Here is a 22512-nt window from a genome sequence, read left to right on the forward strand (position 1 = left end):
GATGTTTTGATTAACCGTTTAGTTACTAAAATCTCTAAGCTATTATATATCCAGACATTTTTTACGGTTAACCTCGAAACCACCTTAACTACAGGAACCAGCGATACTCCCGCGCACTGATGTCATTGAGGAACGCCAAGTGGTCCTGGCGCTTGTTCTCGCAGTACACATCGACGAATTCCGCACCCAGGCCTTCGCGCAGTTTTTGATGGCTTTGCATGGCTCGCACGGCCTCGAGCATTTCCAGCGGGAAGTCGATGCCACTGTTGCGGTCTTCGTTGAGCGGGGCGATCGGTTCATGACCCTGTTCAAGGCCCTGCTCCATCCCCACCAGGATCGCGGCGAGCACCAGGTACGGGTTGGCATCGGCGCCAGCGAGGCGATGTTCGATGCGCAGGTTCCTGGCGTCCGACTCCGGCACCCGCAGGCACGCGTCTCGATCCTCGAAGCCCCAACTGGCGCGCGAGGCGACGTTCACCGTAGCGCTCAGGCGACGCATCGCGTTGTGGTTCGGCGCGAAGATCGGCATGCACTGTGGCAACACATCCAGGCAACCGGCCACCGCATGGCGCAATGCTCGTTGCCCGTTCGCCGCCAGCAGGTTGTTGCCCGCCTCGTCGTAAAGGCTGACGTGCACATGCATACCGCTGCCGGGGTGCTGCAAGTAAGGCTTGGCCATGAAACTGGCGCGGTAGTCGTGCTTGAGTGCCACGCCTCGCGTGCTACGGCAGAACAGGGCTGCCCAGTCGGCGGCGCGCAGGCCATCGTCCAGATGACCGAAATTGATCTCGAACTGACCGGGGCCCAATTCAGCGGTGATCACCGTGGCATCGACGCCTTGGGCACGCGCGGTCTCGACCATTTCGTCGAGCACCGGGGCGAATCGCGAGAGTCGTTCGATGTGCATGTTCGGCTGGTCGTCAGCATCGCCGGTCAGCGGGTCGCGGGCAAACTGCGGTAATCCATCGCGCAACCGGCTATCGAACAGATAGAACTCCAGCTCGAACGCCACCACCGGGAAAATGCCTTTGCGGCCAAGCCGCGCCAACACCTGCGCCAGGACTTCACGGGGTTCGAAGACGATCGGTTTTTCCGTGCCATCGGAGGTGATCAACATCTGCCCCAGCGCCTGCTTCTCCCAGTTCACCAACTTCAGCGTGCCCGGTACCAGGCGACGCAGCGCGTCCGGATCGCCATCGTTGAAGCAGTAGTCGCCGATCTTGAACAGCCCGCCCTGGGTGCCGAGCAACACGCAGTTTTGCGGCAACTTGAGGGCGCTGCCAGCGGCCACTTTCTCGAGCATTTCGATCGGGTAGCGCTTGCCGTAGAAATGCCCCGGTATGTCCAGGGAAATCAGGTCGACGTGGCGCACCTCGGGGTAACGCTGACGAAACCCACGCACTTCGGCCAACAGATCAGAGCACACAGCATCCATCGTTTTGTTCCTTTGTTTTTATCAGGTGTAGACCCAAAGTACGCGGGTCAGTTGGTCCGAGAGGTTGCCGTAGCGGCAGTGGGCATGGCTGGCCAGTTGAAAGCTGTCGCCGGTGCGCAGGGTCACCGGTTCGTCCTGATCGAGCCACAGGGTCAGTTCCCCTTCCAGCACATAGCCGCCCTGCTCCGAGCTGTCTTTCATGTGCCGGTCGCCGCTGCTGGCACCGGGCTCCAGTTGGCTTTCGAGCATGGAAAAGGAGGCGCGCATTTTTGGCGAGACCAGGATGTCGGTGATGCCATCGGCGTAATACAACGTACGACGCTCATCCGGCCGGGTCACCCAGGGCAAGGCCATGGGTTTGGGCAGGCTGTAGAAATAGGTGGTCGGCACACCGAGGGTCTCGCTGATGGCGGTCAAGTCCGCCACCGTGGGGCGGGACAAGCCGCGCTCGACCTGGGAAAGAAAACCCACGGAGCGGCCGATCTTGTCGGCCAGATCCTTCAAGGTGTACTTCTTGTGCTTGCGCAGGTCCTGGATCAGGATCGCCAGCGCCGAAATCTCTTCTTGCATGTCCATCTAAAGGCTTCCAGAAATGGCCGATTCAAATGCTGTCGCGCAGCCGATACCAGGCTTTGCCGATGGCTTCAAGCGGTGCTGCCATGTATTTACCGCCGGGAAAACTGCCGTTGCTCAACCCCTGATACAACGCCAGCTCATCCGGCTGGCCGAGAATGGCATCGGACACCGCCCGCGCCCCGGCCAGGGTCGGCAGCACGCCGTGCCCGGAATAGCCCTGTAACCAGTACAGGTCGCGGCGCCGACCAATGTCGGGCGTGCGCTTGAGCGTCAGGTCGATATGACCGCCCCAGGCGAACTCCAATTCTATGCCTTTCAATTGCGGAAACACCCTTTCCAGGCACGGCCGGGTGGCGCCGGCGATGTCTTTGGGCATGCCACCCAGATAGGTGCAGCCGCCGCCGAACAGCAGCCGGTTGTCCGGCGTGCGGCGGAAATAATCGAGCACGAACTGGTTGTCCGTGACGCAGACGTTGCCGGGTAGCAGCGCGGTCGCCTGGGCCTCGGACATCGGCGCCGTAGCCACCTGATAAGTGCCAACGGGCAACACGCAACTCGATAACTGCGGGTCGAGCCGGTCAAGATAGGCATTGCAGGCCAGTACCAGGACCTCGGCGCGGATGCGCCCGCGTTCAGTCGTCACCACGTAGCCATTGTCGTCCTCGCGGTAACTCAACGCCTTGCTTTGTTCATGAATCACACCACCGGCCCGTTCAATCGCGGCGGCCAGTCCCAGCGCCAGTTTCAGCGGGTTCAAATGCCCGCCTTCGGGATCGTACAAACCGGCCTGATAACGCTCGCTGGCCACCCACTCGGGCAACTGGGCGCGCTCGATGAAACGCAAACCGTCATGCCCCCATTTGTGGCTGGCCTCGTGCTGCCACTCGGTCAGCAGGCCGACCCGCCGTGGCATCACCGACGTCCAGAGGTGGCCGGGCCGGTAGTCGCAATCAAAACCATGGCGCATGGGCAATTCGCGCAGCTCTTTGGCCGCCCAGCGCATGCCGTCCCACAACCGCCGCGCGCGCTCATGCCCAAGCGCGGCTTCCAGCGGCGGCATGTCGCAGGACCAACCGAGAATGGCCTGGCCGCCATTACGGCCCGACGCGGCCCAGGCCACCCGGCTGGCCTCCAGCAAGGTCACGCGCTTGCCGGCCAGGGCCAGGCGCAGCGCCGTGTGCAAACCACTGAAGCCGGCGCCGATGATCAGCACCTCGGTGTCCTGCTCGCCCTCCAACGCCGCCCGATTGACCAGGCGATCGGCGCACGTGTGGGCGTAATAGCTGGCGACATGCTGGGTGGATTGCTGAAACATACCGGCTCCATGAAATTTTATAGTTTTAATTTCATGAAAAAATACATGTTTAATTTCATGTATGCAAGAGGTGTGGCGAAGCCTCCCTCGTAGGAGCCAGGCTTGCCGGCGAAGGCGCCCGAGAGACCAACGTAACGCTCAAGGACGCCTTCGCCGGCAAGCCTGGCTCCTACGAGGTCCGCGTCGGCAAGCGTTTTTACAGCGCGTCAATCACCCAATAAAATTCCCACCAGTTAAAAAACTTTCACAAAACCTCTGGACGCGCTGCCGTCATTCCCCTTATAAAGCCACCAGCAGGAATATTTTATTCCTAACAAGAAAATGCGCTCAAGGAATGAGCCTCGCTGTCCGCTGACATTTTTTCGCTATGCGATGAGCTGCCGCCATCATCCCGAGGACGTGTCATGCAACACGAAAAGAACCATTTCATCATCAAGATCACCTGTCCCGCGGTGTCCGGCATTGTCGCTGCCGTCACCACCTACCTGGCGGACAACGGTTGCTACATCGGGGAGATGGCGCAATTCGACGACGATTTCAGCGGCCGTTTTTTCATGCGCGCAGTGTTCCGTTTCAATGACGGCCACGCGGGGGATATCCAGCAGATCAAGGACGGTTTCAGCGACGTCGCCCAGGCTTTCGACATGCACTGGGAACTGCATGACACCCGTGAGCCCATGCGCGTGCTGCTGATGGTGAGCAAGTTCGACCACTGCCTCACCGACCTGCTCTACCGCTACCACAAGGGCGAGATGGACATGACCATCACCGCCATCGTCTCCAACCACCTGAACCTTCGGCCCATGGCCGAGCGCGAGGGCATTCGCTTCATCTACTTGCCGGTCACCAAGGACACCAAGGCCCGCCAGGAAGCCGAGCTGATGAAGGTGGTCGACGACACCGGCACCGAACTGGTGGTGCTGGCGCGCTACATGCAGATTCTCTCCGACGACCTGTGCAAGCAACTCTCCGGTCGGGCGATCAACATTCATCATTCGTTCCTGCCCGGCTTCAAGGGCGCCAAGCCGTATCACCAGGCGTACCAGCGCGGCGTGAAGCTGATCGGCGCCACTGCCCACTACGTCACCAGCGACCTCGATGAGGGTCCGATCATCGAGCAGGAGGTGCAGCGGGTCGATCACGTCTACCTGCCGGACGACCTCGTGGCCACCGGCCGCGACACCGAGACCGTGGCCCTGTCCAAGGCGGTCAAGTACCACCTGGAGCACCGGGTTTTCCTCAACCAGGACAGAACGGTGATCTTCCGGTGAACACGCCCAGACTGATTGACGGCAAAGCCGCCGCCGCCCGGGTGTTGCTCGAGGTCCGCAAGGACGTCGACCGCCTGCGCGCGCAAGACATCCAGCCGGCCCTGGCGGTGATCCTGGTCGGCAGCGACCCGGCCAGCCAGGTCTACGTGCGCAACAAGATCTTGCGCGCAGACGAGGTTGGTATCCGCTCCCTGGAACATCGGTTGAGCGCAGACACCACCACCGAACAACTGCTCGACCTGATCGCCACACTGAATGCCGATCACTCGATCCACGGCATTCTCCTGCAACTGCCGTTACCCGCCCATGTCGATGAACTGCGGGCGCTGCAAGCCATCGATCCGGGCAAGGACGTCGACGGCTTCCACAGTGAAAACGTCGGCGGCCTCAGCCAGGGCCGACCGGTGCTCGCGCCCTGCACACCCAGCGGCTGCCTGTACCTGCTGGAGCAAACCTGCGGCGATCTGCGCGGCAAGCACGCGGTGGTGATCGGCCGCTCGAACATCGTCGGCAAACCCATGGTGGCGCTGCTGCTCAAGGCCGACTGCTCGGTGACGGTGTTGCATTCGCGCAGCCCCGATCCCCAGGCCCTCTGCCGTCAGGCAGACATCGTGATTGCCGCCGTGGGCCGTCCGCGCCTGATCGACGCCAGTTGGCTCAAGCCCGGTGCGGTGGTGATCGACGTCGGCATCAATCGCATCGACGACGCCGGTCGCAGCCGCCTGGTCGGCGATGTCGACTTCGACAGTGCCCTGCCCCAGGTCGCGGCGATCACCCCGGTACCCGGTGGTGTCGGGCCGATGACCATTGCCTTCCTGATGAAAAACACCGTGACCGCGGCCCTTATGCAACAGCACAGCCCATCGGAGGCCGTATGCCATTCAATCTCTTGAAGTACGGGCTGAGTTCCGAGTACCCGGTGGAAGTGGATCTGCCACCACCGCGTGAACTGAAATCCAGCTATGACGTGGTGATCATCGGTGCCGGTGGCCATGGCCTGGCCACCGCCTATTACCTCGCCAAATATCACGGCATCACCAACATCGCGGTGCTGGAAAAGTCCTATCTGGGCGGCGGCAATACCGCGCGCAACACCGCGGTGATCCGCTCCAACTACCTCACCAGCGAAGGCGTGCGTTTTTACGCCGAATCGGTGCGGATGTTCCAGGGCCTGTCCAACGAATTCGACTTCAACATCATGTACTCAGAGCGCGGCCAACTGACCCTGGCCCACACCGACGCCACCGTGCGTTCGTTCCGCCAGCGGGCCGAGGTCAACAAGCACTTCGGTGGTCGCACCGAAATGATCGACCGCCAGCAGATCCGCGAACTGGTGCCCAGCCTCAACCTCGACCCCGGCCACCTGCCGGTGATCGCCGGCCTCTGGCACATCGATGGCGCCACCGCACGCCACGACGCCGTTGCCTGGGGCTACGCCAAGCAGGCGGCCAAGCGCGGCGTGGAAATCCACCAGCTCACCGAGGTGCAGGACCTGATCATCGAGAACGGCGCAATCACCGCCGTGAAGACCAACCGCGGCACCATCAAGTGCGGCTGCGCGGTGCAGGCGATTGCCGGGCACAGTTCGCTGCTGATGGCCAAGGCCGGGATTCGTTCGCCGATCCAGACCTTCCCGCTGCAAGCCATGGTCACCCAGCCCTTCAAACCCTTCCTCGATCCGCTGGTGAGCTCATCGGCGCTGCATTGCTACGTGCAACAGACCAGCCGCGGCGAGGTGGTGTTCGGTGGCGGCTCCGATCCGTACCCGCTGTTTAACACCCGATCGACCCTGGACCTCAAGGAGAGCCTGCTGGCCCACGCCATCGAGATGTTCCCGTTCCTGGCCAACACCAAGCTGATGCGCCAGTGGGCCGGGATCACCGACATGACCCCGGACTACAGCCCGATCATGGGCCTGTCGCCGGTCAAAAATTACTACCTGGACGCCGGCTGGGGCACCTGGGGCTTCAAGGCGACGCCTATTTGCGGCAAGACCATGGCGGAACTCGTGGCCAGCGGCGGCAAGGTGCCGGAGCTGATCAAGCCCTTTGGCCTGGAACGCTTCTCGACCTTCCGGCAAGTCAACGAAATGGGCGCTACGGCGGCCAGTCACTGAGGCAGAGCGGACCATGAAAATCATCATTTGCCCGCTCAACGGGCCACGCAACATCAGCGAATTCACCTACGGCGGCGAGTTCAAGCCGATGCCCGACGCGCTGCGCTGCAGCGATGCCGAGTGGGCCGACTACGTATTCAACACTGACAACCTCGCCGGTGTGGTGCGCGAGTGGTGGATGCACACGCCATCGAGCTACTGGTTTCTCGCCGAACGTCACACCGTGACCGACGAAATCCTGCGCACCTTCGACCCCAAAGAAATTTTCACTGCCCGCGTCGACTTCAACGCCGCACAGGAGATCGCCGGATGAACCGCCTACCCGCCCCGATGGGCCTGCTGATCGACCGTGACCAGCCGCTCGATTTCAGTTTCGATGGCCAACCCTACCAGGGCCTGCAAGGCGACAGCATCGCCAGCGCCCTGCTCGCCAATGGACGTTTCCTGATTTCCCGCTCGTTCAAATACCACCGCCCCCGTGGCCCGTTGACCATGGCCGGGCAAGACGCCAATAGCCTGGTGCAATTGCCCCAAGAGCCCAACGTACTGGCCGATGCCCACGCGCTGGCGACCGGTTTGCAGGTGACGGCGCAGAACGTCAACGGCTCGCTGGACAACGACCGCGATGCTTATCTGGGCAAGTTTTCCAAGTTCATGCCGGTGGGCTTCTACTACCGCTCGTTCTACAAGCCCAAGGGCATGTGGAAAGTCTGGGAACCGATCATTCGCAAGAAGGCCGGCCTGGGCGTACTCGACCTGACGTTCAAGCCCGAATATTACGACAAGGCCTACCTGTTCACCGACCTGGCCGTGATCGGCGCCGGTCCCGCCGGGCTGCACGCGGCACTGACCGCGGCCAATGCCGGGGCCAAGGTGTTGCTCATCGAGCAACAGCCGGTCCTCGGCGGTTCACTGACCTATGCCCGCTTTGATATCCCGGGCAAACGCGCCGACGCCTTGCGCAGCGAACTGCTCGCGGCGGTGCAGCAGCACGCCAATATTCGCATCCTCACCGAGGCGACCTGCAACGCCTGGTTCACCGACAATTACCTGCCGGTGATCCAGGGTAAACGCATGTACAAGGTACGCGCGCGACAGTGCCTGGTGTGCAGCGGTGCGTTCGACCAGCCGGTGGTGTTTCGCAACAACGACCTGCCCGGCGTGATGCTGACCAGCGCCGCACAGCGCCTGATGAAGCTGTACGCGGTCAAACCGGGCAAGCGCGCGGTGGTGCTGACTGGCAACGATGACGGATACCTCGCCGCCCTGGACTTGTTCGATCAGGGCGTGGAAGTCGCCGCAGTGGTGGACCTGCGCCATGGTCCGGGCGATGAGGCCCTGCTGGGCGCGCTGGCGCAACGCAAGATCCCCTGTCAGCGCAACAGCACCGTGTATGAAGCCCTGCACGAAAAAGGTATGCGCCATGTCAACGGCGTCGACGTGCGCAAGATCACCGCCCAAGGCCAGGTCGCCGAGAGCGGGCAACGTCTGGACTGCGACTTGTTGTGCATGTCCGCCGGTTACATGCCGGTCTATCAACTGCTGTGCCAGGCCGGCGGCAAGCTGGCCTACGATGATCAGCGCGCCGAATTCACCCTCAGCGGGCTGCCCCGGAACCTCACGGTCGCAGGCTCGGTCAATGGCCGTCACCGCCTCGACAACGTGATCGCCGACGGCGTCAATGCCGGTGCCGATGCCGCCTCTGCGCTGGGGCTGGCGGTCGGTGTGCACCGGGCGCCTCTGGGCAGCGAGGTACGGGTCAACTTCAACTGGCCGATCTTCCCCCATCCCAAGGGCAAGGATTTCGTCGATTTCGACGAGGACCTGCAAGTGGCAGACATCGTCAATGCCACGCGCATCGGCTATCGCGACGTGCAACTGGTCAAGCGCTATTCCACGGTGGGCATGGGCCCCTCGCAAGGGCGTCACTCGGCACTGCCGACCGCGCGCCTGGTGGCCTGGGCGACCCAACGCAACATCAGCGAAACCGGCGTGACCACCGCGCGTCCACCCTTTGTCGCGGAAAAACTGGCCCACGTCGCAGGTCGGGCGTTCGATCCGTATCGGCAAACACCCATGCACGCCCGGCACCTGCAAGCCGGCGCGAAGATGATGCCGGCGGGTATTTGGCAGCGTCCGGCCTACTACGGCGATGCCAAAGACCGCGAGGCGTGCATGCAAGCCGAAGCCCTGCACGTGCGCAACAAGGTCGGGATCATCGACGTCTCGACCTTGGGCGGCCTGGATGTGCGCGGCCCGGACGCCGCCGAACTGCTCAACCGGATGTACACCTTCGCCTTCCTCAAGCAGCCGATCGGTCGCTCCCGTTATGCGTTGATGACCAATGAACACGGGGTGGTGATCGACGACGGCGTCTGCGCGCGTTTCGCCGAAAACCACTTCTACGTCACCGCCACCACCAGCGGCGTGGATCGCATCTACCAGCAGATGCTCAAGTGGAACGCGCAATGGCGCCTGGACGTCGACGTCGCCAACGTCACGGCGGCGATCTGCGCGGTCAATGTCGCCGGGCCGGATTCGCGCAAAGTGCTGGAGAAGGTCTGTAGCGATCTCGACCTGAGCGCTGAAGCGTTCCCCTACCTGGGCGTGCGCCAAGGCACCGTGGCCGGGATCAAGGCCCGGCTGCTGCGAGTCGGTTTTGTCGGCGAACTGGGTTATGAAATCCACGTACCGGCGCGCCATGGCCTCAAGCTCTGGGACGCGCTGATGGAGGCCGGCAAGGCCCATGACATCCGCCCGTTCGGCGTGGAGACCCAGCGTTTGCTGCGCCTGGAAAAAGGCCATGTGATCATCAGCCAGGACACTGATGGCATGACCCATCCCCAGGAAATCGACATGGGCTGGGCCGTCAGTCGCAACAAGCCGTTCTTCGTCGGACGGCGCTCGGTGGACATCCTCGAAGCCCAGCCGCAAACACGCAAGCTTGTGGGTTTCACCTTGCCCAAGGCCAGCGCGCAACCGCTGGAAGGTCACCTGGTGCTCAATGGCCCGGACATCAGCGGCAACGTCACGTCCTGCGAGTACTCGGCGACCTTGGGCAAGATCATTGGCCTGGCCTACGCCGGCATCGACCAGAGCACACCCGGGCAACGGATTGCGATCCGCGTCGAAGGTGGCCGCGTGGTGCATGCCGATGTGGTGCCGTTACCCTTCTTCGACCCCTCCAACCTGCGCCAGGAGCTTTGAGCCATGACCAGCCTGAGACAACAACACAGCGCCGGGCAGCCGGCCCTCGCCCTCCTGCCCACCTGTGCGCTGACCGACCTGACCGATCTGCCCCGGGTCGGGTTTCGCGGCGCCGACAGTGCGCGCTATTTGCAGAGCCGGGACTTCGTGCTGCCGGACGCGCCCAACCGCGCCGTCGCCCAGGTTGACGGCAGCTACACCGTGCGCCTGTCCCAGACCGAATATTTGCTGCTGGGCAGTGCGCAGGACCAGGGCCAACGCATTGCCAAAGAGGAGGATCGCTGGGCGTTGGACCAGCAAGCCAATTACCTGCTGCCGCGCCAGGACAGCCATGCCTGGTTCGAGCTCAGTGGCCAGCACTTTCCCGAGGTCATGGCCAAACTCTGCGGCGTCGACTTGAGCCCCCAGGCCTTCAGCCCCGGCGCCGTGGCGCAAACCTCGGCGGCGCGCATCAACGTAATCGTGATCAACGCCACAACCGCGCAACAGCCGAGGTTGTTCATCCTCTGCGACCGGGCATCGAAGGCTTACTTTCACGAGGCGTTGGTGGATGCCCTGTAGGAGCCAGGCTTGCCGGCGAAGAACGATTACGCGGTGTGGCAGGTACACCGCGTCGTCTGGTTCGCCGGCAAGCCTGGCTCCTACAGGCGAAGAACGATGACGCGGTGCGGCAGGTACACCGCGGCGTCCGGTTCGCCGGCAAGCCTGGCTCCTACAAAGCGAAGAAACGCAGTGCGACAGGTACACCGCAGCGCCTACCTGAAAAAATGACTGGGGGTCTTGCCGAACTGCTTCTTGAACATGCTGGTAAACGCACTGGGGCTGTCGTATCCCAGCTCCCCGGCAATGTCGATGATCTTCTCGCCGACGGCGATGCGCTCCAGGGCCAGCAGCAAACGCGCCTGTTGACGCCATTGGCCGAAGGTCATCCCGGTTTCCTTGCGGAACAGGCGCTGGATGGTTTTCTCGTCGAGGTCCAGGCGTGCGCTCCAGTGCGCCAGGGTCGAGCCATCGCCGGGGTCGCGTTGCAACGCTGAACACACCGCCTTGATCCGTGGGTCCGAGGGCTGGGGCAGGTGCAATGGCAAGGTGGGCAAAATCCTCAGTTCATCGAGGATCAGGCGCATGACCCGGCCTTCGCGCGAGTCCGCATCGTAGGGTGCGGTGATATCCACCGAGACCTTGATCAACTCACTGAGCAACGCCGAAATACTCACCGCCCTGGGTTCGCTCGGCATGTCCGCAAATACGTCGGGACGCACGAACAGGCTGCGCATCTTCAACGGACCGACGCAACGAATCGAGTGAATGTGCCGGCTCGGCATCCATATCCCGCGGCTGGGCGGTACCGTCCATTGGCTCAATCCGGAGTGCACCACCATCACGCCTTCGATGGCGTAGATCAGTTGGTGGGCTTGATGGGAATGCGCTTCGATCACCCAGTTTTCAGGGTAGTCGGTGGCGCTGCTGCTTACGGCGCAGGCTCGTCCGTCGATCTCCCGGAGGAATTCATCCAGCGACTTGATCATGATGCCCTTTTTGCGATAGTCGATTCCCGAATTGCGCGAGACAGGCAATCGGACGGCACTTAGGATAGCGCTGAACCCTGAAATGGCTAGCGCTTTCGAGCCTGGCACCCAGCACAGCCGTACGTTTTTCTCTGGAAGGATCCCATGTCCATCAGTACCACTGCCCCCCTCTCAACCTCCCCTTCGGTGGCCAGCCAGGCCAGCCCGCTGGTGATGCGCGTCATCGGTGCCTGCGCCCTGGCGCACCTGATCAACGACCTGATCCAGGCCGTGCTGCCATCGATCTACCCGATGCTCAAGGCCACCTATGGCCTGACCTTCACCCAGGTCGGCCTGATTACCCTGACCTTTCAACTGACCGCATCGCTGCTGCAACCCTGGGTCGGTTACTACACCGATCGCCACCCCAAGCCGTGGCTGTTGCCGGCCGGCATGGTCTGCACCCTGGTCGGCATCCTGATGCTGGCAATGGTCGGCAGCTTCGGGGCGATTCTCGTGGCCTCGGCCCTGGTAGGTATCGGCTCGTCGACCTTCCACCCGGAGACTTCCCGCGTCGCGCGCCTGGCCTCGGGCGGGCGCTACGGCCTGGCCCAATCAACCTTCCAGGTCGGAGGGAATGCCGGCAGCGCCTTCGGTCCGCTGCTGGCGGCGGCCATCGTCATCCCCTACGGCCAGGGTAACGTCGCCTGGTTCGGCCTGTTCGCGGTGTTCGCCATCCTCGTGCAATACGGCCTGAGCCGCTGGTACCGCAACCACCTGAACCTGTTCAAGCTCAAGCAAGGCACCCAGGCGACCCACGGCCTGTCGAGAAAACGCGTGACTTTTGCCCTGGTGGTCCTGGCCTTGCTGGTGTTCTCCAAGTATTTCTACATGGCCAGCTTCACCAGCTATTTCACCTTCTACCTGATCGAGAAATTCGACCTGTCAGTGGCCAGCTCGCAGCTGTACCTGTTCCTGTTTCTCGGCGCCGTGGCGGCCGGCACCTTCTTCGGCGGGCCGATCGGTGACCGCATCGGGCGCAAGCAGGTGATCTGGTTCTCGATCCTCGGTGCCGCGCCCTTCACTCTCGCCCTGCCCTATGTCGACCTGTTCTGGACGGGCGTGTTGAGCATGATCATCGGCTTCATCCTCGCCTCGGCCTTCTCTGCCATCGTGGTCTTCGCCCAGGAACTGGTACCCGGCAACGTCGGCATGATCGCGGGGGTGTTCTTCGGCCTGATGTTCGGTTTTGGCGGCATTGGCGCGGCGCTGCTCGGGCACCTGGCGGACATCCACGGCATCGAGTACGTGTATACGCTGTGCTCGTTCCTGCCGCTGCTGGGCATTTTGACGATCCTGTTGCCGTCTACCAAAGGCGTTTAGTGCGGGTCTTCGCACGCCCGGTTTTTAGAACCACCCATGCCCAGCCAGTGTCTCTGTTCAATAGACACTTCAAAAGGTCGCCTTCAAATCGACGGGCATGGACGGAGATCTCAAATGACCAGCTCGCAAGCGCGTACTCCCGTGAAAAAATTGATACTTGAACGCAATCGCTGGGTGCCGAATAACCCTCGCCTGCCGGTGCTGTTCTATCCCGGGGCCATCGCTGTCCAGGGCGACGATCCAGCGGCCCTGTTCGAGCAAATCTTCAGTGCCAACGGCTGGCCGCCGCAATGGCGCTATGGCGTTTATGACTTTCACCATTACCACACTGAAGGCCATGAAGTGCTCGGCGTGGCCAGCGGGCATGCGCGCCTGATGCTGGGCGGCCCCGATGGTCATGTGCTGCAAGTGCGTGCCGGGGATGTGCTGCTGTTGCCCGCCGGCACCGGTCATTGCGACCTGGATTCGAGCGATGACTTTCTGGTGGTCGGCGCCTATCCGCCCGGCCAGCACGCCGACATGTGCCGTGAAGCGCCGTGTGCCGCGCAACAGCAGAGCATCGACGCCCTGCCGTTTCCGGACCAGGACCCGGTGCAAGGTACCCACGGCGCGGTAAGCGAGTTTTGGTCCAGAGGCTAGCCATGGGGTATTTGTCGATAAATCTCGAACTCGCAGCCAAGGCCCCGATCCAACGTGAAGACCCTGGAGGCAAGCACCATGAACAACGATGACCGCATCACCCCAGCCGACACCCAGCCCACCGAGGAAGATGAGACCCTTGAGCCCTCTCCCCCCGAAACCATCGAGGAGGAAGCCGAGGATCTCAGGCGAAAAGTTGCCGAGATAGAACGCAAAGTGGCGGACGGTAATTGAACCTGCATCGCATCACCGCAGCCGGGTCACTGTCAACGCCACCACCGCAATGCGCTCCACTCGTTCATAACCTGGCTTGAGCAGCTCCTCGCCGAACACGTCAGGGTCCAGCTCCCGATAGGTCCAGCTGAACCTGTCGTCACCCAGCAGCGGCTGGATGGATTCGAGAAAAGGGTCCGTCCCGTCCACCATCGCCACCCCGGTGTACAGCAGCAGGCTGCCGGCCTTTTCCAGGCGCGGCAGCGATTCGCGGACGATGCGCTGCGACAAGTATTCCCCGAGCGTGCCACCGCCATGGCGATAAGCACGCTGCTGGCTGTCGTTCATGTAGGGCGGATTGGCAATGATCAAGTCGAACTGCCCTTCGACACAGCCCAGTACGTCGCTGTGATAAACGCTGACATTGCCGGTGTCGGCCAGCTCGGCATTCACCGCCGTCAACCGCAATGCCCGTGGATTCATATCCACCGCCAGCACCTCGGCCTCCGGTCGGGCACACGCGACGACCAACGCACCGATGCCGGCCCCGCAGCCGATGTCCACCACCCGCCGCACGGGCCCGGAGCACTTTTGCAAGTATGCTTCGATCAATTGGGCAAAGCGGTAGCTGTCGGGCCCGAAAAACACCGAATCGGGCTGCGTGGTCGGGTACGCCGAATGGGCAATCAACAAGTGCCCGAGGCTCGACCAGCGCACCGTGCTACGCCATAGCGAACCCTCCTTTTCGACGATGTGCGCCTGCTGCAGGCCAGCCAGTTCTTGCGGTGAAAACAGCGTGTGTTCGAAGGGCATCGACCAACCGAATACATCACGCAGGTCCTTGGCCAAGGCCGGTGCGAAGCGCTGGCACACCCGCTCATGGGTCAAGGGCGTGGGCGTGATGAAACGGTAGCCCTCGGCAACCAGACGCCGGCCCAGCTCGAGCAACGTCCGATCAGCGATCTGTTGTACTGACATGCATGACTCCTGAAATCAGCGCAGATGGGCCACGCATTCGATAAAGCGCCGGGTGGCGAAGAGTCCGGCGGGCCGACAATGACGCTGTGCCGAGAGCCACGGGATCAGCATTTGCAATTGCTGTCGCGGTGACTGGTCGTGCAGGGATTCTTGCAATGCCTTGAGCTCGGGGTCGTCTGCGCCGATTTCATCGGCCCGGGCATCGTCGAATGGAGCGCGGCGTATCGCTGGCCGCCGCTGCGGTGCTTGCCAGTCACCGGCAATCCAGTCGTGCAGCAGTTGTTTCTCAAAGCCACTGAACACACCGAACATGGCCGCCTGATCACCCTCAATCAATTGCCAGAAGCGGCTTTCCCCGGGTGGGCAGTGCCGTTTGATCCAGCCCTTGCGTTGCAGCGCGCCGAGAAAATCCTCGATATGGCCAGGGGTCGCCAGCCACTGATTGACGGTCTTGCCTTCGACCTGGCAGTAATCGGAATGCATGTGCTGGCCGAAGCGGCGTTTGCGCTCGAGCATGGCGACGACTTCCTGCTGCAGATCGAAACTTGCAATCACCGCCGTCGAGCCCGGCCCCAGGTCATTGAGTCGATAGCCAAGGGCGACACGCCGATAGAACTCATCTCGTCCCCGCGCCATGGGCATCAGCTCGAGCAGCGCTTCAATCGCCTTGCGCCCGTGACCGCTGCTGACGTTGTCGATGGTCACGTGCAGGGTGAAATAGTAGGGATCGATCCCCAGCTCACGCAGCTCATAGGCGCTGATCAGCAGGTGCAGCGGCAGTTGCTCGTAGCCGAGGTTGTAGCCAATCACCTCCGGCATGAACATCGCGTTGCACTGCCCCAAGGCAAGTTGAATCGCGCCCTGACGAAAGTGTTCGTCGAGTAGTCCCTGCCTGTCGCCACAGTCGTGATAGGCCAGCAGCTTGCGGTAGATCACCACGTGATTGTGCCGGGGGTCGCCTCTGCCCAACTCTTCCAGATAGGTGCTCAGCAACCCGTTGTATCGCATGTCCTGCCAGTGCTCGAGCACACCGGTCAGCCATGCGCCGTCGACCTCCTTGGTCGGCGCCACCCGCTGCAGGAAAAACAATGCATGGGCTTTGTTCGAGAAATACCGACGTGGCCCGCCCTGCTTGCGTTCTTCGAGGTAGTGGGCGTAATCGCGCGCCACAGCGGCACAATGTTGTTGCGCCCATGACGACAGCTGTTCTGGCGCTTCGGGCAGGTCACAGGGGAGTTCGGCCGCCAGGGCCAGTTGCTCGCGCAGGAACTGTTCGCCCAGCGTTCCTGCTTGCGGGCCGTTGCTGTAGAGCAAATCGTAGAGTTCGCGGTACTGGCCATCGGCGTCGGCATTCGCAGGCACCGAAGGCGGTCCCAGGGGCGTGAAGGTTGTCATCGGACGCTTTCCCCTATCGCCTGTCGTCGGACAAGGGTGTTTGCTCATCGGCCTCGGGAAGTTTCCTGTCGCGCTCATTCCAATCCTGCGCGCCCTCTTCATCTTCGAGGTCGGACTGGGTCAGGGGATCGTATTTGCCCGGATCGTCCGACGCGGGGAGCGTCTTGTCCGGGTCTTGCGTGTTGTCCTGGATGATCGACTCGCTGGACATACTTCACCTCACAACCTGGGCCCGGGATTTCCGGGGCGTATAGGTTTGAAGGTGTCTGGGGGCTAGCGTGCGGTCGAATAGACGAGTGGCATGTACGGTGCATATTTGGATTGGGTGTATATCCATTCCTGCGGTAACGGCGACTTATGGTTTCGCCCTTACGGCGAGTCACTTGGAAAAGCCCCAAGTAACCAAGGGCTCTTGCCCCTGCCGTTCGGCCCCTCGCTAAGGCTCGGGGTACCCTCGCTCCGGTCCTGCTCCGTGGGCCCGCCGCGATGGGCCATCCTTGGCCCAGCGCGGCTAAACCGGCATCCATGCCGGTTTACCCACTGCGCAGAACCTCCACTCGGCCTCTCGATGGGGCAAGAAAATCAAAAGCCAAATCAAGATCGAACGCGAAAGCGAGGCGGCCTTAAAGCCGACCTGATCGGGAGCCATACGCGTTCCCACTGTAGGAGCCAGGCTTGCCGGCGAAGAACGATAACGCGGTACAACAGACACACCGCAGCGCCTGGTTCGCCGGCAAGCCTGGCTCCTACAGAGGATTGGGGGTATGTGCAAAAGTCAGGTCGGCTTTAAGGCCGCCTCGCTTTTGTTTTTGATCTGGGTGCCCCGTTAACCACGATGGCCGAACGCAGGCATTGCGCAGTGGGGAAACCGGCAGGACGCCGGTTTAGCCGCGCTGGGCCATGGATGGCCCATCGCGGCGACCCACGGAGCAATGCCGGAGTGAGGGCATGCCGAGCCTAGGCGAGGCACCGAGTGGTGGGGCAAAGCCTTTTGCTTACTTTTCGGCGTTTGGAAAAGTGAGTCGCTGTAAGAGCGAAACCATAAGTCGCCGTTACCGCAGCAATGGATATCCCCCCTATCCAGATCTGATATACAACCCAATGCTTAAGTGAACAGTATTGGGGAAGGAAGGTTCATCAGGCATCGCCCTTCCCCCTGCAGGAAAGGGCGAGCGCAGGCTTCAGGTGTGATGAATCTCCCGATCCTTGGTTTCCGGCAGGAAGAAGGTCCCCAGGATCGCCGTCATCACCGCGATCACGATCGGATACCACAACCCATAGTAGATATCACCGGTGGCCGCGACCATGGCGAAGGCCACGGTCGGCAGGAATCCGCCGAACCAGCCGTTGCCGATGTGGTAAGGCAGTGACATCGAGGTGTAGCGAATACGCGCCGGGAAGAGCTCAACCAGCCAGGCGGCGATCGGGCCGTAGACCATGGTCACGTAGATCACCAGGATGGTCAGCAGCAGGAGCACCATCGGGTAGTTGGTCTTGGCCGGATCGGCCTTCTCGGGGTAGCCGGCGTCCTTGAGGGCGGTGCCGAGGGTCGCGACGAAGGCGTCGTTGCGGGTCTTGAAGTCGGCGGCCGGCATGCCCGTGCCTTCGAAGCTCTGGATCACTTTGTCGCCGATGCGCACCTGCGCGACGGTGCCCGGTTCAGCCTTCTCGTTCTTGTAGGGGATGGCCCTTTTCGCCAGCACGGTCTTGGCCAGGTCGCAGGAACTGGTGAATTTGGCCTTGCCCACCGGGTCGAACTGGAACGAACACTGGCCGGGATCGGCGACCACCGTGACCGGGTTCTTCTCCTGCGCGGCGAACACGTCGGGGTTACCGTATTGGGTCAACGCGTGGAAGATCGGGAAGTAGGTCAACGCCGCGAGGATGCAACCGGCCATGATGATGCCCTTGCGGCCGATGCGGTCGGACAGGCTGCCGAAGATGACGAAGAACGGCGTGCCGATCAGCAGCGAACCGGCAATCAGCAGGTTGGCTGTCTGCGCGTCGATCTTCAGTGTCTGCAGCAGGAAGAACAACGCGTAGAACTGCCCGGTGTACCAGACAACGGCCTGGCCGGCGGTACCGCCGAGCAACGCCATGATCACGATCTTGAGGTTCTCCCAGCGGGCGAAGGACTCGGTCAGCGGCGCCTTGGAGGATTTGCCTTCGGCCTTCATCTTCAAGAACACCGGCGACTCGCTGAGCTGCAGGCGGATGTAGACCGAGATGATCAGCAGCAGGATCGACAGCAGGAAGGGAATCCGCCAGCCCCAGGCTTCGAACGCCTCGGTGCCCAGGACGGTGCGGCAAGCGAGGATCACCAGCAGCGAGAGGAACAGGCCGAGGGTGGCAGTGGTCTGGATCCACGAGGTGAAGTAGCCACGCTTGCCTTTGGGGGCATGCTCGGCCACGTACGTCGCCGCACCGCCGTATTCGCCACCCAGGGCCAGGCCTTGCAACAGGCGCAGGGTGATCAGGATGATCGGCGCCGCCACGCCAATGGTCGCGTAACCCGGCAAAAAGCCCACGACGGCGGTAGAGATACCCATGATCACGATGGTGATCAGGAAGGTGTGCTTGCGCCCGATCATGTCACCCAGTCGGCCGAACACTATGGCGCCGAAGGGGCGTACGGCAAAACCTGCGGCGAACGCGAGCAAGGCAAAGATGAAGGAGGTTGTCTCATTGACGCCGGCGAAGAAGTGCTTGGCGATAATCGCGGCAAGGGAGCCGTAGAGGTAGAAGTCGTACCATTCGAACACCGTGCCCAGGGACGAGGCGAAAATGACCTTGCGCTCCTCCTTGGTGATCCCGCGGTTGGGCGTGCTGCCCGTGGTAGTGTTGTCGATTGCGGCCATGAGTCTTCTCCGTCTTTCTCTTGTTATAGGCCGGAGTACCCCACTTTCTTGTTGCCGCACCCAGGCCCTGGGGCTGAAGTCGTCGGATTACGGATTGCGCAAAGCATGCACACAGGCTGACGGCCTCGCATCGCTGCAAGGTTTCTAGAAGCATAATCGGCTTCTTGCAGATATCCACTCGCCATCATGCGCCAACAGGAGTGCACACGAAGGTTACGAGAGATTGAGCCCTGAGCAGGTGTTTTTTGAGAGGGGATAAACAGAAGAAAATCATCTGCACTCGGGCAATGCCTGCCGAACGAGTGATTGCAGATGACCTGAAGAAAATGGCAGGGGCGGCTGGATTCGAACCAACGCATGGCAGGATCAAAACCTGCTGCCTTACCGCTTGGCGACGCCCCTGTAGCTGCTGCGTGGAGAGCCGGGGAAGGCCCTCTGCAACAATGGGCGGCAATTTATCAACTTTCTTGCCGCCTGGGAACCCCCCACGCATCATTATTTTATTTTAAAACAGCGACTTACCCTCAAGGATCGACCTGTCCCATCAGTTCAGGCACCGATTCCGGGCGATTGGCGAACCGCTGGGCAAGCACCGCGCAGACCATCAACTGGATCTGGTGGAACAGCATCAGCGGCAGGATCAACACGCCGATGGTGCTGCCGGCGAACAATACCTGGGCCATCGGCACGCCCGTGGCCAGGCTTTTCTTCGAGCCACAGAAGAGGATGGTGATGCGATCTTGCTGGTTGAAACCCAAGGCCTTGCCCAGCACCGTGGAAGCCAGCAACACCAGCCCCAGCACCACACAACAGGCGACCACCAGCCCGGCCAGGTCGAGCAACGGAATCTGGTGCCAGATGCCTTCGATCACCGCTTCGCTGAAAGCACCGTACACCACCAGCAGGATCGAGCCCTGATCGACAAATTTCAGCCAGCCCTTGTTGCGCGCGACCCAGGCGCCGATCCAGCGGCGAGCGATCTGCCCGGCAATGAACGGCAGCAACAACTGCACGCTGATCTTCACGATGGCGTCGAGGGTCGAGCCGCCCTCGCCGTGCACGTCCAGCAGCAGGGTCACCAGCAACGGCGTGAGAAAGATCCCGAACAGGCTGGACGCTGCCGCACTGCAAATCGCCGCCGGGATATTGCCTCGCGCCAACGAGGTAAAGGCAATCGCCGACTGCACCGTGGCCGGCAACGCGCAAAGGTAGAGCATGCCCATGTACAGGTCCGCGCCGATCATTGGCGACAACAAAGGCTTGAGCGCCAGGCCCAGCAGCGGGAACAGGACGAACGTCAGGCCGAACACCAGCAAGTGCAGGCGCCAGTGCCCGGCACCGGCAATGATCGACTCGCGGGACAGTTTTGCACCGTGGAGGAAAAACAGCAGCGCGATGGCGCTGTTGGTCAACCAGCCGAAGCCCACCGCCACCTGGCCACTGGCAGGCAGCAGGCTGGCGAGAAGGACCACACCGATCAGGGTCAGGGTGAAGTTGTCGGGCAAGAAACGGGGGCGGGTCATCGGGGTCATCCAGGCTGCCGGGAACGTTGCGACCACTCTAGCGCGCCTGCTGATTGCCGGCTAACGCTAACAAGCCAGGAGATATCGCCTAACGGACAGGACCTTCATCTATCCCTCAAAACGACCGCTGCCCTCTCGATCACGCTCATAACGCCGCGCGAGCGCAAATGCCGGCAACCAGGATTCTCGCCGTACGGTCCAGCTTTCATAGGTTGGCTTCAACTGGTCAGGGGCATCAAGTGAGCCCAGGTTCACTTCGATTTCATCGTCGGTACGGGCAAACACCGACGAGCCACAACGCGGACAGAAATAACGCCCCGCGTAATCCCGGGTTTCGCCCTCGATCGTCACCGCGTCCTCAGGAAAAATCGCCGAGGCGTGAAACAGCGCACCGTGGTGCTTGCGGCAATCCAGGCAGTGACAGAGGCCGACCCGATAGGGCTGCCCCGACGCCACGATCCGCACATTGCCGCACAGGCAACCGCCCGTAAATCGTTGCATGCCGCACCTCCTCTCCAAGGGTTTGCAAGTCGCCGTTCGACGACTGTAGAGGGTCACACACCCTGCGCAGCAAAAACTTGCGAAAAGCGACAGTAGGCTAAGCTTACGCTCAGCTTATTGCCTACGATGCTCGCGGCGGCAGTTGTTGGTTTTTCTGGAGAGCGTCTGCAACAGCTATCTCAGACAGGCCCAAACAACTTGCGCAGGATTGCCGTGATGACCGAGCCGTTACTCAGTTTTGACCAACTCAAGCGTGCTGCCGCCTCCGGCGAGATAGATACCGTACTGGTGTGCATGGTCGACATGCAGGGCCGCCTGGTGGGCAAGCGCTTCCAGGTCGAGTTTTTCATCGACAGCGGCCATGAAGAAACCCACTGCTGCAACTACCTGCTGGCCGACGACATCGACATGGAGCCGGTGCCGGGTTATGCCGCCGCCAGTTGGAGCAAAGGCTACGGCGACTTTGTGCTCAAGCCCGACATGCGCACCTTGCGCAAGGTGCCCTGGCTTGAATGCACGGCGCTGGTGCTGTGCGACGTGCTGGACCATCACCATCGCCAGGACCTGCCCCACAGCCCGCGGGCGATCCTGAAAAAACAGGTCGAGCGCCTGCGTGAACGCGGCTACACCGGCATGTTCGCCTCGGAACTGGAGTTCTACCTGTTCGACGAGAGCTACGAGAGCATCCACAAGCGCAACTACCTCAAGCCGAAAACCGCCGGGCACTACATCGAGGATTACAACATCCTGCAGACCACCCGCGAAGAGCCGGTGCTGCGGGCGATTCGCAAGCATCTGCAGGCCAGCGGCATCCCCGTGGAAAACTCCAAGGGCGAATGGGGCCCGGGCCAGGAAGAAATCAACATCCGTTACGCCGACGCCATGACCATGGCCGACCATCACGTCATCATCAAGCACGCGTGCAAGGAGATCGCCCAGCTGCAGGGCAAGGCGATCACCTTCATGGCCAAGTGGCGCTATGACGCCGCCGGTTCCAGCAGCCACATCCACAATTCGCTGTGGGACAAGAACGCCAAGAAGCCGCTGTTCTTCGATGCCAAGGCCGAGTTCGGCATGTCGAAACTGATGCGCGCCTGGGTCGCCGGGCAGCTCAAGTACGCCAACGACATCACCTGTTTTCTCGCGCCCTATATCAACTCCTACAAGCGCTTCCAGGCCGGCACCTTCGCCCCTACCCGCGCGGTGTGGAGCCGGGACAATCGCACCGCAGGCTTTCGCTTGTGCGCCGAGGGCAGCAAATCGATCCGTATCGAATGCCGCATCGGCGGTGCCGACCTCAACCCTTACCTGGCCTTCGCCGCGCTGATCGCTGCGGGGCTGGCGGGCATCGATGAAAAACTCGAGCTCGCCGCGCCCTTCGAGGGTGATGCCTATGTGGACGAGCATTTGCCCGAGGTCTCCAAGACCTTGCGTGAGGCCAGCGCCGCCTTGCAGAAGTCGAGCATGTTGCGCGAGGCCTTCGGCGACGAGGTGATCGACCACTACGTGCATACCGCCGAATGGGAACAGAAAGAGTACGACCGGCGAATCACCGACTGGGAACTGCAGCGCGGCTTCGAGCGCTATTGAGAGC

20 protein-coding genes and 1 tRNA gene are annotated in these 22512 nt (G+C 61.8%); 10 read left to right on the forward strand and 11 right to left on the reverse strand.

What is annotated here, in order from left to right:
- Positions 1-88 precede the first annotated feature (88 nt).
- From OH720_RS19715 to OH720_RS19725, 3 genes are read right to left on the reverse strand one after another with little or no spacing between them, the layout of a single operon-like run.
- Positions 89-1435 carry a glutamine synthetase family protein gene (locus tag OH720_RS19715; protein WP_272602555.1) on the reverse strand — a complete coding sequence of 449 codons (1347 nt, stop codon included), beginning with the start codon at positions 1433-1435 and terminating at the stop codon, positions 89-91.
- Between the two features lie 21 nt (positions 1436-1456).
- Positions 1457-2011, reverse strand: a complete 555-nt coding sequence (locus OH720_RS19720) for a helix-turn-helix domain-containing protein (protein ID WP_180207196.1) — start codon at positions 2009-2011, stop codon at positions 1457-1459.
- A gap of 25 nt (positions 2012-2036) precedes the next feature.
- Entirely contained in the window at positions 2037-3326 is a 1290-nt protein-coding gene (locus tag OH720_RS19725) for an NAD(P)/FAD-dependent oxidoreductase (protein ID WP_272602556.1), read from the reverse strand.
- Between the two features lie 404 nt (positions 3327-3730).
- On the opposite strand from OH720_RS19725, the gene purU reads away from it, so the two are divergent.
- From purU to OH720_RS19755, 6 genes are read left to right on the forward strand one after another with little or no spacing between them, the layout of a single operon-like run.
- Positions 3731-4597, forward strand: coding sequence for a formyltetrahydrofolate deformylase (purU, locus tag OH720_RS19730; RefSeq protein WP_272602557.1), 867 nt, complete (start codon positions 3731-3733; stop codon positions 4595-4597).
- Complete coding sequence (gene folD, locus OH720_RS19735) at positions 4594-5490, forward strand: bifunctional methylenetetrahydrofolate dehydrogenase/methenyltetrahydrofolate cyclohydrolase FolD (RefSeq protein WP_272602558.1); 897 nt, start codon at positions 4594-4596, stop codon at positions 5488-5490. The genes purU and folD overlap by 4 nt, the downstream gene beginning before the upstream one ends.
- Positions 5472-6713 carry an FAD-dependent oxidoreductase gene (locus OH720_RS19740; protein ID WP_272602559.1) on the forward strand — a complete coding sequence of 414 codons (1242 nt, stop codon included), beginning with the start codon at positions 5472-5474 and terminating at the stop codon, positions 6711-6713. Before folD ends, OH720_RS19740 begins: the two co-directional genes overlap by 19 nt.
- Before the next feature lie 13 nt (positions 6714-6726).
- Entirely contained in the window at positions 6727-7026 is a 300-nt protein-coding gene (locus tag OH720_RS19745) for a sarcosine oxidase subunit delta (protein ID WP_272602560.1), read from the forward strand.
- Positions 7023-9920, forward strand: a complete 2898-nt coding sequence (locus OH720_RS19750; protein ID WP_272602561.1) for a 2Fe-2S iron-sulfur cluster-binding protein — start codon at positions 7023-7025, stop codon at positions 9918-9920. Before OH720_RS19745 ends, OH720_RS19750 begins: the two co-directional genes overlap by 4 nt.
- Before the next feature lie 3 nt (positions 9921-9923).
- Positions 9924-10481, forward strand: a complete 558-nt coding sequence (locus OH720_RS19755) for a sarcosine oxidase (RefSeq protein WP_272602562.1) — start codon at positions 9924-9926, stop codon at positions 10479-10481.
- Between the two features lie 194 nt (positions 10482-10675).
- Here OH720_RS19755 and OH720_RS19760 read toward each other — a convergent pair whose 3' ends face one another.
- A complete protein-coding gene (locus OH720_RS19760) occupies positions 10676-11497 on the reverse strand; it encodes an AraC family transcriptional regulator (RefSeq protein WP_272602563.1) in 822 nt (273 codons plus the stop codon).
- 96 nt (positions 11498-11593) lie between these two features.
- Here OH720_RS19760 and OH720_RS19765 point away from each other — a divergent pair, with 96 nt between their 5' ends.
- The 3 genes from OH720_RS19765 to OH720_RS19775 all read left to right on the forward strand — a co-directional run bounded on the left by OH720_RS19765 (position 11594) and on the right by OH720_RS19775 (position 13684).
- Positions 11594-12811 (forward strand): MFS transporter, encoded by a 1218-nt coding sequence (locus OH720_RS19765; RefSeq protein WP_272602564.1) that lies wholly within the window; start codon positions 11594-11596, stop codon positions 12809-12811.
- 114 nt (positions 12812-12925) lie between these two features.
- A complete protein-coding gene (locus OH720_RS19770) occupies positions 12926-13450 on the forward strand; it encodes a cupin (RefSeq protein ID WP_272602565.1) in 525 nt (174 codons plus the stop codon).
- 78 nt (positions 13451-13528) lie between these two features.
- Positions 13529-13684: a hypothetical protein gene (locus tag OH720_RS19775; protein WP_272602566.1), complete on the forward strand. Its 156-nt coding sequence runs from the start codon at positions 13529-13531 to the stop codon at positions 13682-13684.
- A 12-nt stretch (positions 13685-13696) separates the two neighbouring features.
- Here OH720_RS19775 and OH720_RS19780 read toward each other — a convergent pair whose 3' ends face one another.
- The 7 genes from OH720_RS19780 to OH720_RS19810 form a co-directional block, all read right to left on the reverse strand.
- The gene (locus OH720_RS19780) at positions 13697-14641 is read right to left on the reverse strand and encodes a class I SAM-dependent methyltransferase (protein WP_272602567.1); all 945 of its coding nucleotides are present in this window, start codon (positions 14639-14641) and stop codon (positions 13697-13699) included.
- A gap of 15 nt (positions 14642-14656) precedes the next feature.
- Positions 14657-16036 carry an iron-containing redox enzyme family protein gene (locus OH720_RS19785; RefSeq protein WP_272602568.1) on the reverse strand — a complete coding sequence of 460 codons (1380 nt, stop codon included), beginning with the start codon at positions 16034-16036 and terminating at the stop codon, positions 14657-14659.
- 13 nt (positions 16037-16049) lie between these two features.
- Positions 16050-16247: a hypothetical protein gene (locus OH720_RS19790; RefSeq protein WP_272602569.1), complete on the reverse strand. Its 198-nt coding sequence runs from the start codon at positions 16245-16247 to the stop codon at positions 16050-16052.
- 970 nt (positions 16248-17217) lie between these two features.
- Positions 17218-18894 carry an MFS transporter gene (locus OH720_RS19795; RefSeq protein WP_272602570.1) on the reverse strand — a complete coding sequence of 559 codons (1677 nt, stop codon included), beginning with the start codon at positions 18892-18894 and terminating at the stop codon, positions 17218-17220.
- A gap of 327 nt (positions 18895-19221) precedes the next feature.
- Positions 19222-19296, reverse strand: a tRNA-Gln gene (locus OH720_RS19800).
- Positions 19297-19418: 122 nt separating this feature from the next.
- Positions 19419-20417 (reverse strand): bile acid:sodium symporter family protein, encoded by a 999-nt coding sequence (locus OH720_RS19805; protein ID WP_272602571.1) that lies wholly within the window; start codon positions 20415-20417, stop codon positions 19419-19421.
- Between the two features lie 108 nt (positions 20418-20525).
- The gene (locus OH720_RS19810; RefSeq protein WP_272602572.1) at positions 20526-20918 is read right to left on the reverse strand and encodes a GFA family protein; all 393 of its coding nucleotides are present in this window, start codon (positions 20916-20918) and stop codon (positions 20526-20528) included.
- Positions 20919-21134: 216 nt separating this feature from the next.
- Here OH720_RS19810 and OH720_RS19815 point away from each other — a divergent pair, with 216 nt between their 5' ends.
- Positions 21135-22508, forward strand: coding sequence for a glutamine synthetase family protein (locus OH720_RS19815; protein ID WP_272602573.1), 1374 nt, complete (start codon positions 21135-21137; stop codon positions 22506-22508).
- Positions 22509-22512 lie beyond the last annotated feature (4 nt).

Source organism: Pseudomonas sp. WJP1, from assembly GCF_028471945.1.
In the GTDB taxonomy this organism is placed as follows: domain Bacteria; phylum Pseudomonadota; class Gammaproteobacteria; order Pseudomonadales; family Pseudomonadaceae; genus Aquipseudomonas.